The sequence below is a fragment of the Amycolatopsis sp. WGS_07 genome (genome assembly GCF_045278895.1).
GTDB lineage: Bacteria > Actinomycetota > Actinomycetes > Mycobacteriales > Pseudonocardiaceae > Amycolatopsis.
On the sequence record NZ_CP136053.1, the window covers coordinates 7113341 to 7127661 of the forward strand.

Sequence of the window (14321 nt, forward strand, 5' to 3'; positions counted from 1 at the left end):
TTCGAGAGGGCCGAGAAGATGACAGAGACAGAAGGGACGTCTGAGGGATTCGACGTCCAGCCATTGCGCAGACTGCGGTACTTCCACGGCCAGCTGCTCGGCGCCCGGGATTTCCGCAACGAACAGGCATATTTCCGCGAGAAGCTGAAGCTCCGCATGCGCTGCCTGCTCGGCTACGGCGTGGTGTGCGGGCTGTTCGTGGAACCGCTGCCGCCGGACGACGACTGTCCACCTGAGACCGGGGCGGCCGCGGTGCGGATCACGCCCGGCCTCGCGGTGGACTGCGACGGCAATGAGGTCGTCGTCGGCGGCAGCTGCGCGATCGACCTGCGGAAGGCACTGCCGGAAGCCGACCGCGACAAGAAGACCGTGTGGGTCGGCGTCGAGTACTGCGAGCGCCCGGTCGAGCCCACCCGCACCGTCTACGACGACGGCTGCGCCGATGGGGACGACTGCCAGTTCGGGTACACCGAAGAGTCCTACGCCATCCGCGTGACCGGGTGCGAGCCGCCCGCGGACGAACGCTGCGACACCTGCTGCTCCCGATGTACGCATAAAGTGCTGTGGCTGGCGAAAATCACTGACGTCGACTTCGACAAGCCGCTGCGCGAGGAGCAGATCCACCTGAACATCCGGCGTCCGTTCGGTCGGCACGTCCCCACGGTGATCACCGGGATCAACTGGATCCACGGGCACACCTACACCATCGACGAGGCCAAGACGCTGCTCGGCACGCAGAACGAGGACGGCGGCCTGCGAGTCCGGTTCTCCGGCGACGTCCGGGCGGACACCCTGCGGCCCGGCGTCGTGGAGATCCAGGTGATCGAGGGCGGCTCCGGCCGCAGCGCCGCCACCTGGTACATGGGCGGGCAGTTCGCGGAACCGGCGGCGGGCGCGGAGTTCGCCCGCGAGTTCCGCTTCCGGCAGACGACCCGCGAGACGCTGCAGGACGGGGACCGCGTGCTGGTCACCGTCCGGGCCGCGTTCATTCTCGACCGTTGCTGCCGCCCGGTCGACGGGACCAACGTCGGCGGGCGCGTCCCGACCATCGGCGCCGAGCCCGCCGAGGCGCACGGCTGCGTGGTCCCGCCCTCGGGCATCGGCCCGTGGACGTCGGGCACCGGCGCCGGCGGGGACGTTTTCGAGAGCTGGTTCTTCGTTAAGGAGCGCTGATCATGGGAACAGACTGCGGATGCGGCTGCGGAGGGACCACCGGCTGGCCGTCCGCTTTCGTCCGGCCCCGCTTCTTCGCCGGCCAGCTGCTCACCGAGGACGACCTCGGTCTGCTGGGCGACTACGTGACGGGCAAGGCGAAGCTGCGCAACCGGACCCTGTCCGGGCCGGGCGTCGTGTGCGGCCTGGAAGTGTCCTGCGACCCGTGCGGCGGCGGGAAGGTCGTGGTGCACCCCGGGCACGCGCTGGACTGCGAGGGCAACGACATCGTGTTGAGCTGCCGCGAACAGGTCGACGTGGCGGCGCTGGTGCGGGAGATGCGCGTCCGCTCGCTCGGCGTGGACTGCGGCGACCCGTGCGACGACGACGGCAACCGCCGCTATGGGCTTTTCGTGCGGTACGAGGAGCTTGCGGTCGAGCCGGTGGCCCCGTACGCCACCGAGGAGCCGTGCCCGGCGCCGGGCTGCGTGCCGTCCCGGATCCGGGAGGCGTTCCGGTTCGTCGTCAAGACCGGCGGCTTCGACGACCACCGCCACAACCCCGGCACCCGGCTGTTGCGGAGCCTTGGCAACCTGGCGACGGCCGACCACGCCCGGCTGCGCGACCAGCGGCTGGGCAAGTACGCCGACGCCATGTTCGTCGCGGCACTGGGTTCGGGGCGGACGCTGCGGTTCGACGCCGCGGACGCCAAGCGGTACGCCGACAGTTCCGCCTGGCTGAAGGGAAGCGGTACCGGAGACGCGCCTCCACCGCCGGTGGCCCGCGAGATGACCGAGCACGTCCGGGCCCTGGCGAGCGCCGTCGCGCGGTATGACACCTACGACAAGGCCGGACAGGAGCAGCTCAAGAAGGACTACCCGGATCTCGCCGGGGTCCAGGACGCGCGCGGCCTGCTGCGGACCGCGTGCGGGCGGCTGGCCGGCACCGGCACGGAAGCGGTCTGGCCGGACCCGGTGCACCGTTCGATCGCGGTCGCGGTCGTCACCGAGACGAACCTCCGCGTCGCCCCGGAACAGCCGGATCCCGATGCCCCGCTGGAACTTCGGATGCTGGCGCAAGGCCTGCCGCTGAACCACGCGCTGCGGGTCGAGTTCCGCGCGGACCTCGGCGTGCTCCGGGAATGGCTGCTCGACCGGCTCGAGCACGCGAGCGATCTCGCGGACTGCGGCCTGCGCGGCACGGTGGCGAAGATCGACCTTCCACCGCAGCTCCCGCCACCCGCCGCGGACAGCGCGGAGAAGACGACGATCGCCGAACTGCGGCAGATCGCCGAAGCCGCCGCCGACCTTTCGGTCGCGGTGCGGCGTTTCGTGACCGACGCGGCCTGTTCGACGCTGAACCCGCCGTGCAGCGACTGCACCGACTCGGAGGTCCTGCTCGCCCACCTCGAGCTGGACGGCTGCGACGTCACGCGAGTCTGTTCCGCCACCAGGGAACAGGTGCTGCCGGGCGGCTCGGCCTACGGCGAATGGCTGCCGAAGCTCTACCGGCTGCGCGAGCTGGCGGAACGCGTGTGCTGCCAGCCGGTTCCCCGGTACGAAAAGCCTTCTCTGCCGACCGAAGGGCCGATCCCGCGCCCGTACCCGGAAAAGCTGCTGGAGGACTGGCCGCGCACGGGCGATCTGGAGTCGATGCTGTCGCTGCTGCTCACCCCGGCGCCGGGGAGACCCCGCCGAAGGCGTTGCACGAGCAGGTCTACACCACTCCGAGCGAGGTCACCGACAGTCTGCAGGAGCTGGCTGTTCTGCGGACCCAGGTGAGCGATCTGACCGCCGCGCTCGAAGGCGTCCGCGCGCAGCTGGCCGGCGCGGAGGCACAGCTGGGCGAACTGCCGGAACGGCTCGGGCCCCGGCTGGCGGAACTCGAAAGCACGCCGAGCGAGGAAGACGCCACGCCTCCGGCGAAGCGCACCCGAGGCCCGAAGTCCGGTGAGTCCTCGTGACGGGCCCGCTGCGTCCCGTGTTCCACGAGGGCCAGGTCCTGGCGGCCGCGGACCTGGCGGCCACCGTCGAACACGCGCGCGGGGCGGCCGCGCGGCACTCGCGTTACCTGCACGACTGGGGCATCGCCGACGGGCTGGGGCTGACGACCCAGCCGCGGACCGACCCGGCGACCAACACCCGGTACGTCGAGGTGCGGGTGTCGCCGGGGTTCGCCGTCGACGGGACCGGCCGCGAGCTGGTCGTCCCGGAGGCGGTCGTGCTCCGGGAAAGCGACTTCGAGGCGGTGAACGGGGCGGACCTGCCGACCACCGAGCCGTATCCGGTGTTCCTGAGCGCGGTGGACCGGACGCCCGCGCAGTCCACGCGGCTGGATTCCTGCGGGGCGACCGCCGGGCAGAGCCGGGTCGAGGAGTCGTACCAGGTCCTTTTCGGACGGCTCGGCGACGAACGGCTGGCCGCCGACCAGCAGCCGCCCGCCGCCGGTTCGGCACCGGCCGATCCGCCGGTCCGCTGGCTCGTCCTGCTCGGCTACGTCCGGTGGACGGCCGGGCATTTCGCGGGCGTCGAGGCGAAGGCGCGCGGCGTCGCGCCCCGGTACGCCGGGGTCCGCGCCGACACGGTGACCGCGCGGTCGGGCACGCTGACCCTGCGGACTAGCCCGGCGGTCAAACAGGGCCAGCCCGCCGTGGTGCTGTCCGGCGAGGATCCGCCGAGCCTGGTTTTCGGGCTGTACCAGGGAAACGGCTCGGTCAGCCCGCTGATGACGGTGGCGGCCAACGGGAATCTGTCCATCCAGGGCAGTTTCTCCGGACGGATCTCGGTGGGCAGCACGCTCGTGACGTCCGGGACGGCGACCGACGGGATGCTGCTGCCGCTGCCGTCGGGGATCACGCCGGAGCAGGTCGCCGGGGGACAGGTGGTGCTGCACGTCCAGCTGACGCCCCGGATCCCGCCGCTCCCGGCTCCGTCGGCGCTGTACAGCCCGGTGGAGGCCACTGTGGACGGTGACCGGCGGGTGCGCTGCCGGGTGCGGCTGTTCGACGCGGCCGCGACGCCGGCGGTGGTGACTGAAAAGCCCGGCGCGGTCGACTTCCTGGTGCTGGCCGCGGTCGCGGCGGCGAACGGCGGAGGTGGGAAATGAGCTTCTCAGCGGTGTACGTGGCCGACACCGGTCACGTCGTGGGCGCGCTGGCCGTCACCGGCGCGAGCCCGCCGAACGCGGTCGCCTCGCTCGTGGGCACGGAACTGCCGCTGCGGATCTCCCTCGACGCGGGCAAGACCGCGACCATCGCGCTGACCGCCCGGCAACTCGCGGTGGCGGCCGTGGACGACGAGCCCGGCGCCCTCGACGACCCGCTCGGCTTCGGGGTCGAGCTGACTCCCGACGCCAAACCCAAACCCGCGCTGGCCCAGCTGCGGTCGTGGTCCGGCGGCATCACGCTGACCGCGTCGGCGTGCACGATCGCCCTCCCGGTCGAGACCACCCGGCTCACCCCGGTCCGCGCGCTGATCTCCGACGGCGAGCAGACGCACGTGCTCGCCGGGGAAATCCCGGCCAGCGGGAGGCAGGCGCAGCTGCCGGTCGTCCTGACCGGCACCGGCAAACACGGCGTGCTGGCCCTGGTCCCCGGCTGGGCGGGCCGCCTGGAAGCGCTGGCCGTCTCATGAGCGCGCCCGCCGCGACGGTCACCGTGCACCACTGCGCGGTGACCGTGGTCCGGCGCGGCGGGTGGAGCTGGGGCCCCGATCCGCGGGGCCTGGTGAAGCGGGCCCTGGACGCGCTCCCGGACCTGCTGGCGGCGGAATTCGCCGACCAGCTCGCCCAGGACGGCCCGGACGTCGAGATCACCGCGCCGGTGACCCTGACCGTCCGCCTCGGCCGGGGTTCCGCCGCCGGGGAGCGTGCTGTTGTTCTCCACCGGCCGGAACCGGTCGCTGTCGCGGGCGGGGTCGCTGAACCTGAGGCGGTGTCTCTCGAAGAATCTTTCGCGCCGGAGCCGGTGGGCGAGGGTTGGTCGGCGCCGTCGTTCGCGTCGTTGCTCGCGGAACTCGCCGAGCGGGGAGAACTGGAAGCGTTGCTGGCGTTGCTGCCGGACGAGTCGCTGCGCCGCTACCTGCAGACCCGGGCCGGGCTTAGCTCGGTGCCGGACGAGGCCGTGCGACCGTCCACTGTGGCTGGTCTGCTGGCCGCCGAACTCGCCCGCCGGGGCCTGGGCCCGGCCCCGGAGGTTTCCCCGCCCGAACCGGATGCCTCACCGGCGACCCCGGTTCTTTCGTCCACTGTGGACATCCCGCGGCGGGAGACCGGGGAGGTCCGGGTATGGTCCGTGCTCCCGTTCCTGCTCACCGGCCCGCTGGCCAGGGTCGGTTACCTCGACGCGATCGGCCCCGCGCTGGACGGTCTCGACCTGGCCGACGAGGCGCCCCTGTTCGCGGCCGCGCTCGCGTACAAAGTGCTCGGCACGACGGAACGCGGCTGGCGGCGTGCTGAACGGGACACCGCGGCCGCAGCCGCCTTCGCCGGATACGACGTCCCCGAGGAAGCCCTGACCGGTTTCGCGCGCCGGGTCCGTCCCGCATTGCCGGTGCTGGACGGGATACTGGCGCTCTCGCTGTGCCGAGGACACGACCCCGCCGAACCGCTCCTGATCGTCGGTGCGGCCGATCAGTTGCTGCTGGTCGACGCGCAGGGCCTGTTCCCGATCGCGTGGGCTCCGACGGTCGCCGGGCTGCTGCCGCACTGGCGGGCGTCCGGCAGCCCGCCGATGCTGGTCCGCGACAGCCCGCTGCCGCCCGGCTGTCTCCGCGAACTGGCCACGGCCGGAGTGCGGTTCGCGACCGACGTACGGCCGGTGCGCGGCGATCCGGTCACCCGGCTGCCCCTGCGGAGTCCTTTGTGGACTTCCGGCGGCGTCGACCCGCGACTGGCCGCGGGGCTGCCCGGCCATGCTGAGCGGCTCGGCGAACTGGTGGAGTCGCTGGTCGTCGAACGCCGCGCGATCCCGCTCGCCGCGGACGACGACCTGGAACGCAGCGTCACGCTCGCGGCGGCGCTGGGCCTCGGCACGATGGCCTGGCTGCTGTGGCGCGACCGCGAAAGCCCCGATCCGGTGCTGGCCCTGCGGCGGTTCGCCGACCTCGAAGCGACCGTCCGGTTCGAACGCCGCGCGGTGCGGGTGCGGGTCCCGCTGGGCCGCCGCCATGCCGATCTGCTCCGCGCGGGCCTGCTGTCCGACGTCCCGGGCGTCGGCTGGCTGGGCGGCCGGACCCTGACGTTCTCCGGCGGGTGATCCGGCGATGACCGACCTGGCGGCGGAACACCTGCGGCTCCGGCTGGCCGGGCTGCACCGGGCGCTGCGCGTCGCGGCGCTGCTCACTCGGCCGAACCTGACGCCGTACTGCGTCGGGGTCCTGCTGGACGAGGTGGGCGCGTTCGCCGACGCGATGACCGAACCGGGTGCCGGGCGGGACCTGCGCCGTTGGGCGGCTGCCGAGGGCGTGACCTTCGTTCTCTGGTGGGTGATCCGGCGATGACGGAACTGGCGGCGGAACACCTGCGGCTCCGGCTGGCCGGGCTGCACCGGGCGCTGCGCGTCGCGGTGGAGAACCAGGCGCGGGTCGCGGCGCTGCTCACCCGGCCGGACCTGACGCCGTACTGCGTGACCGACGAGCAGGTCGGGGTCCTGCTGGACGAGGTGGGCGCGTTCGCCGACGCGATGACTGAACCGGACGCCGGGCGCGAAGCGGAACCGGAGGCCGAGCGAGAGCTGCGCCGCCAGGCGGCCGCGGCGGGCGTGACCTTGCCGCTGGACGCGCTGGCGGCGCGATTCGGCCTGACGCGGGCGGACCAGGACATGGTGCTGCTGGTCGCCGCGCCCGAACTGGACCGCGGCTACGAACGGATCTACGCCTACATCGTGGACAACCTCAACCGGCGGCTGCCCTGCGTGGAACTGCTGGCGACGGTCGGCGCCGACACCCCAGCGGCCCGGCTGGCCCGCCGCCGCGCACTCGCCCCGGCGGGCCCGCTGCGCCGGTACGGACTGCTGCGCGCGCACGGCGAATCCCCGGTCGAACTCGCCCAGGAACTGGTGCTGGGCCCCGGAATGTTCGAGTTCCTGCTCGGCTGGGGCGGCGACGCCGGGCTGCTCGGCTACGACCCCGGTGAGGTCGAATCCCGGCTGCCGCAGGTGCTGCCCGCCCGGTCTTCGGACCAGCTCGCCCGCCTGGGCCGCGCGCTCGGCGCCGGCGCGATCGACCTCGCCGGCTTGTGGGGCTGCCCGCCGGACGGTCAGCTCGACGCCGTCCAGGAGCTGGCGCGGGCGGCCGGAAAACCGTTGCGGGCCTTGACTTCCGACCCCGAGGACGCCTTGCGCACCACCGCCGCGCTGGACGCGGTGCTGTGGATCCCGACCGACGACCTGCACGACGAACCGAACCGCCTCCAGGCCGAGGCGGTGTCGGCGGCGCTCCTGCGCTCGCGGGTTCCGGTGTGCCTCACCGGGGTCGAACCGTGGCGTCCGCCCGGCCTGCTCGCCGCACGCGCGTACGCCGAAGTGACCGTCCCCGCACCGGGTTTCCTCGACCGGCGCGCGATGTGGTCGGCCGCGCTCCCCGCGCTGGACGGCAAGCTCCTGGAAGACCTCGCCGCCCGCTACCGGATGACCGGCGGCGAACTGCGCGCGGTCGCGTCGGTCGCGGACGCGGGCGCGCGCCTGGCCGGGAACGGCCGCCCGGAACCGGTCGCCGACCACGTCGGGCCCGCGATCGCCACGGTGACCCGCGGCCGCAGCGGCGGCTCCGTCCAGTCGATCGTGCCCCGCCGGACGGTCGGCGACCTGGTCCTGCCCGAGGCCCAGCTGAACCAGATCCGGGAGATGGCGGCGGCGTTCCGGGCGTGGCCGCGCGTCGCCGAAACGTGGGGCTTCGCCCGGCGCTCGGCGCACGGAGGGGTGAAAGCGCTGTTCACCGGCGAACCGGGGACCGGGAAGACGATGTCCGCGGAGATCGTCACCGGCATGCTGGGACTGGAACTGCTGAAGGTGGACCTGGGCCAGATTGTCTCGAAGTGGGTGGGCGAGACGGAGAAGAACATGGAGATCGCGTTCCGCCGGGCGGAGGAAAGCCACGCGGTCCTGCTCTTCGACGAGGCCGACGCCCTGTTCGGCAAACGCGGCGAGGTCCGCCACGGCAGCGACCGCTACGCGAACCTGGAGGTCGGCTACCTCCTGCAGCGGCTGGAGGCCAGCGACGGGCTGATCATCCTCACGAGCAACCTGAAGGAGAACATCGACCCGGCCTTCACCCGGCGGTTCCACTTCGTCGTGCACTTCCCGCGCCCCGGCATGGCCGAGCGGCACCGCCTGTGGCAGCAGGCGTTCCCGCCGGAAGCGCCGCTGGCCCCGGACGTCGACCTGACCGCACTGTCGCGTTTGGACCTGACCGGCGCGGGAATCGCCGCCGCCGCCCGCACCGCCGCCCTGACCGCCGCCGACGACGCCGGCGAGACGATCGCCATGCGGCACGTGGTGCGCGGCGTGGCCCGCCAGTTCCAGCGCGAAGCCCGCCTCCTCCGCCCGGCGGAGCTGGGCCCGTTCGCCCACCTGCTCGCCGACGACGCACCCCGGGGTGATCCTTGATGCAGCCGACGGATTTGCCTTTGTCCCTGGCCCGCGTAGCGGTGCCGACGACGCCGGTGATGGCCCAGGAGGCCCGGCGTGCGGTGGAAACACACGAGGGGCGGACTCCGGAGCTGGCACCGGGGGCGGCGGGGAACGCGCAGGCCGCTCATGCCGCGCGCACGCCGTTTACGCATCCGGTGGCGGCGCAGGACCAGACCGGGAACGCGGCGGTGGCGAAGGCGGTTGCCCATGTGCCGGTTCCTGTTCTGGTGACGCCGGTTCGGAAGCCGTAGGCGGCGCCGCGGGGGCGGGCCCCGGGGCAGGTGCCGGGGTGCGGCGCGCAGGACCGCGCGGCGGCCGCTCATGTTCCGGTTCTGGTCGTCTCGGTCGGGAAGCAGTAGGCGGCGTTATCCCGCGCCGTGCCCGGCGAAGGAGGACAGCCGTTTGACCCGGCCGTCGGTCACGACCGCGATCCGGTGTTCGCCTGGCAGGTCCGTGAAGGGGCAGTCGTCGGCTCCTTCCCGCAGGGTCGCCGACTCGTCTCCGGGCGCGATCCACAGCAGCGCGCCCGAACGGAGCCAGCCGGCGAGGTCGAAGTCGTACTGCGACACGGCGGGGCGGTCCCAGTCCCAGCCCTGCCAGACCCCGTCCCGGTAGACCGGATAGGTGTTGGCTCCCCACAGGTTGACCAGCCGGACATCCTCGGGCTCCGGTCCGAAGTAGCTGATCGTCCAGCCGGTGTGCGCGCCGACCGGGACTTCGGCGAGGACCGCCCGGACGCCGGGGCTGCCGAGGATCCGCGGCACCACGAACGGCGCACCGGGGCCCGGGACCGCGGCGAACGGAGCGGTTTCCACCGGTTCGGCCAGCCGCATCGCACCGGTCATCGCGAGCCACGTCGGCGGCAGCGACTCGGGCGAGCGGCGGATCGCGGCCAGGTAGTCCCAGAACCACCCGTCGAGACCGGCGGTGTCGATCGGCCAGCGCACCGCCGTCCCGGTGTGCGGGCACCGGGCGACGGTCACCTCGGGCAGCAGTTCCTCGTACCGCCGGTTGATCTCGTGGACGCGGTCCCGCAGCGGGAACGACTCCTCGACCCGGTCGGCGTCGTAAAGTTCGCGCGCCCGCGCCCGGAGCGCGGTGCCTTCGGCCATCAGCCGGGCCCGTTCGGCGGCGGGATCCTCGGTCATCCGCGATCAGCCTCTCTCGCCCGCAGCCCGGTTCACAGTGGTGTTTCAGCGTAGACGAACAGGGGCTGCGCGCGGCCGGGAACGAACCGGACCAGGCCCTCGCTGCCGTCCCGGCGATGCTGCGCCACCAGCTTGTCCTTCATCGCCCGCTCGGTCGGATCCTTCGGCTCCCACTGGACGACCGCGCCGTGCATCACCCCGAACTCGTCCCGGATCATGTCCGTGATCAGCTGGTCGTACTCCGGCTTGGACAGCTCGGACCCGTCCGGCCTGCGGATGTCGTACAGGTCGTGGTCGCCGGCGATCGGCCGCCGGGCGCGGTGCTTGTCGTAGCCGTGCACGATGTAGCCGGACACGTCGAACCGGCCGGGCCCCAGCTCTTTCCGGCCGAGTTTCTTCATCTTCTCCAGGTAGGTCTGCCGTTCCTCGGTCCGCATCCGGTACCGGTCGCGCCCCGCCGCCCGTTGTTCCTTCGTCAGCCCCGCCCGCTTCGGCCGCGGCGGATGGCTGAGGAAAAAGCCGACCAGGCCCTTCTTCTCCGGCTCGACGCCGAGGTAGGTGTCGGCGGTGTTGACCGTCTTGGCCTTGATGTCGACCGGCTTGTAGAAGGCGCCGCGTTCGAGGTGCGGCACCGAGTCCTTGTTGGTCGGCCGGACGTCGATGACCACTCCGCGCTGGTCGGCGGTGCGCTGGAACATGCGCTGGTTCTTGATGAGCATGCCGTAGTCCGCGCGGACCGTTTCCTCGTCGAGCGGCGTTCCCTCCGGCGGGCTCGCCTTCTCGGGGTTGACGGCCGCCACGAAATGGACGATGTGGCGGGTGCCCTGAATGCGCTCGACGACCACGACCAGTTTGCTGAGTCCGTGCCGGGCGCGGATCCCGGGCAGCCGGGCCTTGATCTTGCCGACCGGCATCCGCGCCTTGACCAGGGCGCGCGCTTCGCGCAATGCGGCGTTCAGGATGCGCTCGAAGTCCTGTGGAGTCGCCTTCTTGCCCGGCGGCCGCCGATCGTGTTTCGGTCGGGGCTTTCCTGGCCTCGGAGTCCGGCGGCGCGGCGCTGGCTTGCCGAGCCTCGGCCGGTCCTTCCGGGGCTTCTTCCTCCCGACCTTCGCCTTGAGCTTCGCCCACAGCTTCTTGACCAGCCCGACGATCTTGTCGATCACCCAATCAATAGCCCGCCCAACGGGTTTCGCCATCGCCTGGACGATCTGCTTCACCTTCGCCGCGACCCCGCCCAGCCCCAGCAGCGACGCGAGGAACCCCAGCAGCACCGGAATCGACCGGGCCAGCGCGCGTTCCACCAGCGACGGCACCCCGCCCGAACCCCCGCGCGCGATGGCGATCACCGCGTCCAGGACGGCGTTCACGAAGTCGATGATCTGCCGCGCCTGGGTGACGACGAACCGGACGATGTCGATGATCAGCTTCACCGCGCGCACGAACGCCGACGCCGGGTTCAGCAGCGAGATCACCCACGTGATCCCGGCGATGACGATGGTCGGCGTCACGTACTCGATGACCTTGCTGACCAGATCCCGTTTGAGATCCCCGACCCGGCCCTTCAGGTCGTTCCACATCCCGGCGACCCCGCGCTTGCGCACCTCGGCTACCAGCGGCACAGCCGTCTCCGCCGCCGCGACGGCAGGTTCCGGGACGCGGCGGACGATGCGGGCGCGGAGCGCCTGCCAGGTCAGGCCGAGCAGGCTCGCCAGCAGTTTCAGCACGCCTTCGGCGTCGAACTTCGCGGGCAGTTCCAGCCCGGCTTCGGTCGCCTTGCCGAGCAGCCACGACAGGACGCCCTGCTGCAGATGCGTGCCGATGTTGCGCAGGAACTGGCGCAGCCCAGCACCGACCGCCGTGACCAGGTTGCCCAGGAACCCGATCGGGTTGGCCAGGATCAGCGGCACCGCCGACGCCGCCTTCGCCAGCACCGACAGCAGCAGCCGACCGAGTTCCAGGATCGTCTGGATGACGCCCTTGACCGCGTCGACCGCCTTGTCGACCAGGCCCTTGTTCTTCTCCTTCTCCTCGGCGATCTCGGAGTCGACCGCCTTCAGCGCGTCGGTGTACTTCGTGGCCAGGGTGTCGACGAGTTCGGTGCCCTTGTCGTCGACGGATTGGCTGAGTTCGTCGAACTGGTCCGAGAAACCGGCCGCGGCCTCCTTGCCGATCGCCTGCAGGTCGGCGGGCAGCTTCTTGACCTCGTTCTGCAGATCCGCCCGGCCCTGGGCGATGCGGCGTTTCGCGCGGTTCAGCTCCGTGGCGACCGTGGTGGCGACGTCCGAGATGACCTGGCGCATCCGCTGGAGGTAGTGGTCGCGCGCCTCGTCGAAGATCTTGTTCGCCTCGTCGGGGAGACCGGCGAAGAGGTCCTTGACCCAGCGCGCCTTGCCGAGGATGCCGGAGTACCGCCGGTCCTTGTACTCGTCCATCTTCTGCCGGTGCTCGGCGGTGAACGCGTCCCGCGCCGCCTGCTCGCCCCGGCCGAACTGGTCGTCGACGAGCTTGTCGAGGCCGTTCAGGATGCCCTCGACGTCCTGCTTCATCGTGTCGAAGACGCCCTGCAGGATCGCGGTGACCTTGGCGCGCTTGTCCTCGTCGCGGCCCTTGGCCCCGGCCTTGCCCGACCCGACCTGTTGCCCGGTGCGGATCCGCTGCGCGCCCATCGCGTTCATCGCCGCGGCGCCCGTGCGTTTGGCGTCCATTGTGGACTCTTGCAGCTGGCCGGCCTCGTTCTTGCGCAGCTTGCCCGGCGTGACGTCGGAGTGGTGCTCGGCGGTCTTCTTGGCCGCGAGCGCGTTGGCGAAGGACGGTTCGTTGGACTTCTTCAGCTGCGTTTCGGTGACGTGGGCGTCCGCCATCTGCTGATTGACGCGCGCCGGACCCGCCGACAGATCGGTCGCCGAGGGCGGCAGCTTGTCCGGCAGCGCGTTCGCCGCGTCGGGCGCTCCCGGCGTCGCGGGCGGACGGTCGGCGGCCATCGGGACGACCTTCTTGGGCACTGCCGCCGACGTGTCGGGCGGTGCCTCGGTCGTCGCCGCCACCTGCGCGGCGGAGTCTGTTTTGCCCTCGCCGACTTTGCCCTGCACCTGCGTCCGGATCTCGCCGGCTTTCCCGGAACCGGCGAACTTGTCGGCCTCGTCGAGGTTCTTCGGCGCCTTGTCGGCGATCGCCTTTTCGACCGCCTTGATGAACGCTTCCCGGTCGAATTCCTTCGGCTGGGCCGCGTTCATCTTCTCGGCATTGGCGGTCTTGCCCTGAGCCTCCGCGTCGTCCTTCGGCGGCAATGCCGCGTCCTGCGCCGATGCGGCTTCGGTGCGCGGCGGGGGATGGGACGCGGCGACGGTGCGCTTCTTGTGCTGGACTTCTTTCTTGAGGCTGAGAAACTTCGGATCCGCGTTGGGACCGGGCCGTTTTTGCTTTTCCGGCGCGGTTTCCGGCTTTCCAGCCGATGCGGGTGCCGCCGGTTGCTGGGCCGGAGCAGGCTGATTGGCCAGCTTGACCGCGGCGACGGCGGCGTTGCCGAGAGTGTTCTGCCCGGCAGGCGGGACCGGCCGCAGCGCGGGCGGCAGCGCTCCTGGACGCCGTGCCAGCTCGACGCTGGTCGCCGCGTTCGACGGCGTCCGTGTTGAGGGAACGGCCTGGTCACGGGTGTCTGGCCGGTTGACTGGAGCCTTGGTCGTGGTCACCGGAGCTGGGCGCGTCGTCGGCGTTCTCGTCCGCAGCGCGAGAGCCTTCGACGGCATCGGCCTCGAACCCTTTCCACGGCAGGCGGGCGAACACCGAAGAGTGGCATCCGAGGCGTGGCGGCGGTGTCACCGTTCCGTCGCCGTTCTGTCGTCCGGGTCGGCTGGCGGAGCCGGTGAAACGGAAGTCGCTGGATTGATCTGCAGCGAGGACACTTTCTCTTGGGCTCGCTGGGGCCTCGCGTCGCGATATTCGCGGTATCGGCCGAGGGCTTCCGGTTGTCTTCGTGCCGCGGCGATGCGGCACTCCGCGCTCGCGGAAGTCCGTGAAGGACTCCTTGAGGGAATCGGAGTCTCCATGCCAGGGACTGAGCTGCGTAGCCGCATGCCTGCTGGACCGTCCATAAAGGACACTGGAGCTGCTGAATTGCCCGATTGATGCCCGTATGACCATGTCCGACGGGTCCGTGAAGGGACCCCTGAGGGAATCAGATTCCGTGAAGGCGGCCCTCACGGACGACCCAATCCCGCGCCCGCCACCCGCCGGCACGCCAAGAGCCGCACTGGTCCTGGCTCGCCTCTTCGATCCGGGCAGACGGGCCTCGACGGCATCCACAGCGCCGCCTCGAGTCCCTGGCAGGGGAACTCTGATTCCCTCAAAGAGTCCTTCACGGACCTCCGGATTGCGCACCAGGCTGGCCGCAGAAG

General features: G+C 71.6%; 11 protein-coding genes. 9 read left to right on the plus strand and 2 right to left on the minus strand.

The window, feature by feature from the left end:
• Positions 1-18 precede the first annotated feature (18 nt).
• Genes RPX00_RS33430 through RPX00_RS33470 form a run of 9 tightly spaced genes read left to right on the plus strand, consistent with a single transcriptional unit; the run spans position 19 to position 9030 of the window.
• Positions 19-1173 carry a hypothetical protein gene (locus RPX00_RS33430; RefSeq protein ID WP_406631336.1) on the plus strand — a complete coding sequence of 385 codons (1155 nt, stop codon included), beginning with the start codon at positions 19-21 and terminating at the stop codon, positions 1171-1173.
• A gap of 2 nt (positions 1174-1175) precedes the next feature.
• Positions 1176-2933 (plus strand): hypothetical protein, encoded by a 1758-nt coding sequence (locus RPX00_RS33435; RefSeq protein WP_406631337.1) that lies wholly within the window; start codon positions 1176-1178, stop codon positions 2931-2933.
• Positions 2930-3115 (plus strand): hypothetical protein, encoded by a 186-nt coding sequence (locus RPX00_RS33440; RefSeq protein ID WP_406631338.1) that lies wholly within the window; start codon positions 2930-2932, stop codon positions 3113-3115. Before RPX00_RS33435 ends, RPX00_RS33440 begins: the two co-directional genes overlap by 4 nt.
• Positions 3112-4257, plus strand: coding sequence for a hypothetical protein (locus tag RPX00_RS33445; RefSeq protein WP_406631339.1), 1146 nt, complete (start codon positions 3112-3114; stop codon positions 4255-4257). The genes RPX00_RS33440 and RPX00_RS33445 overlap by 4 nt, the downstream gene beginning before the upstream one ends.
• A complete protein-coding gene (locus tag RPX00_RS33450) occupies positions 4254-4784 on the plus strand; it encodes a hypothetical protein (RefSeq protein ID WP_406631340.1) in 531 nt (176 codons plus the stop codon). The genes RPX00_RS33445 and RPX00_RS33450 overlap by 4 nt, the downstream gene beginning before the upstream one ends.
• Positions 4781-6406, plus strand: coding sequence for a hypothetical protein (locus RPX00_RS33455; protein WP_406631341.1), 1626 nt, complete (start codon positions 4781-4783; stop codon positions 6404-6406). The genes RPX00_RS33450 and RPX00_RS33455 overlap by 4 nt, the downstream gene beginning before the upstream one ends.
• Before the next feature lie 7 nt (positions 6407-6413).
• Positions 6414-6650 carry a hypothetical protein gene (locus RPX00_RS33460; RefSeq protein ID WP_406631342.1) on the plus strand — a complete coding sequence of 79 codons (237 nt, stop codon included), beginning with the start codon at positions 6414-6416 and terminating at the stop codon, positions 6648-6650.
• Positions 6647-8755, plus strand: coding sequence for an ATP-binding protein (locus RPX00_RS33465; protein WP_406631343.1), 2109 nt, complete (start codon positions 6647-6649; stop codon positions 8753-8755). Before RPX00_RS33460 ends, RPX00_RS33465 begins: the two co-directional genes overlap by 4 nt.
• Positions 8755-9030, plus strand: a complete 276-nt coding sequence (locus RPX00_RS33470) for a hypothetical protein (RefSeq protein WP_406631344.1) — start codon at positions 8755-8757, stop codon at positions 9028-9030. The genes RPX00_RS33465 and RPX00_RS33470 overlap by 1 nt, the downstream gene beginning before the upstream one ends.
• 114 nt (positions 9031-9144) lie before the next feature.
• Here RPX00_RS33470 and RPX00_RS33475 read toward each other — a convergent pair whose 3' ends face one another.
• Positions 9145-9927, minus strand: coding sequence for a hypothetical protein (locus RPX00_RS33475; protein WP_406631346.1), 783 nt, complete (start codon positions 9925-9927; stop codon positions 9145-9147).
• 32 nt (positions 9928-9959) lie between these two features.
• Complete coding sequence (locus RPX00_RS33480) at positions 9960-13673, minus strand: hypothetical protein (RefSeq protein ID WP_406631347.1); 3714 nt, start codon at positions 13671-13673, stop codon at positions 9960-9962.
• Positions 13674-14321: the final 648 nt, after the last annotated feature.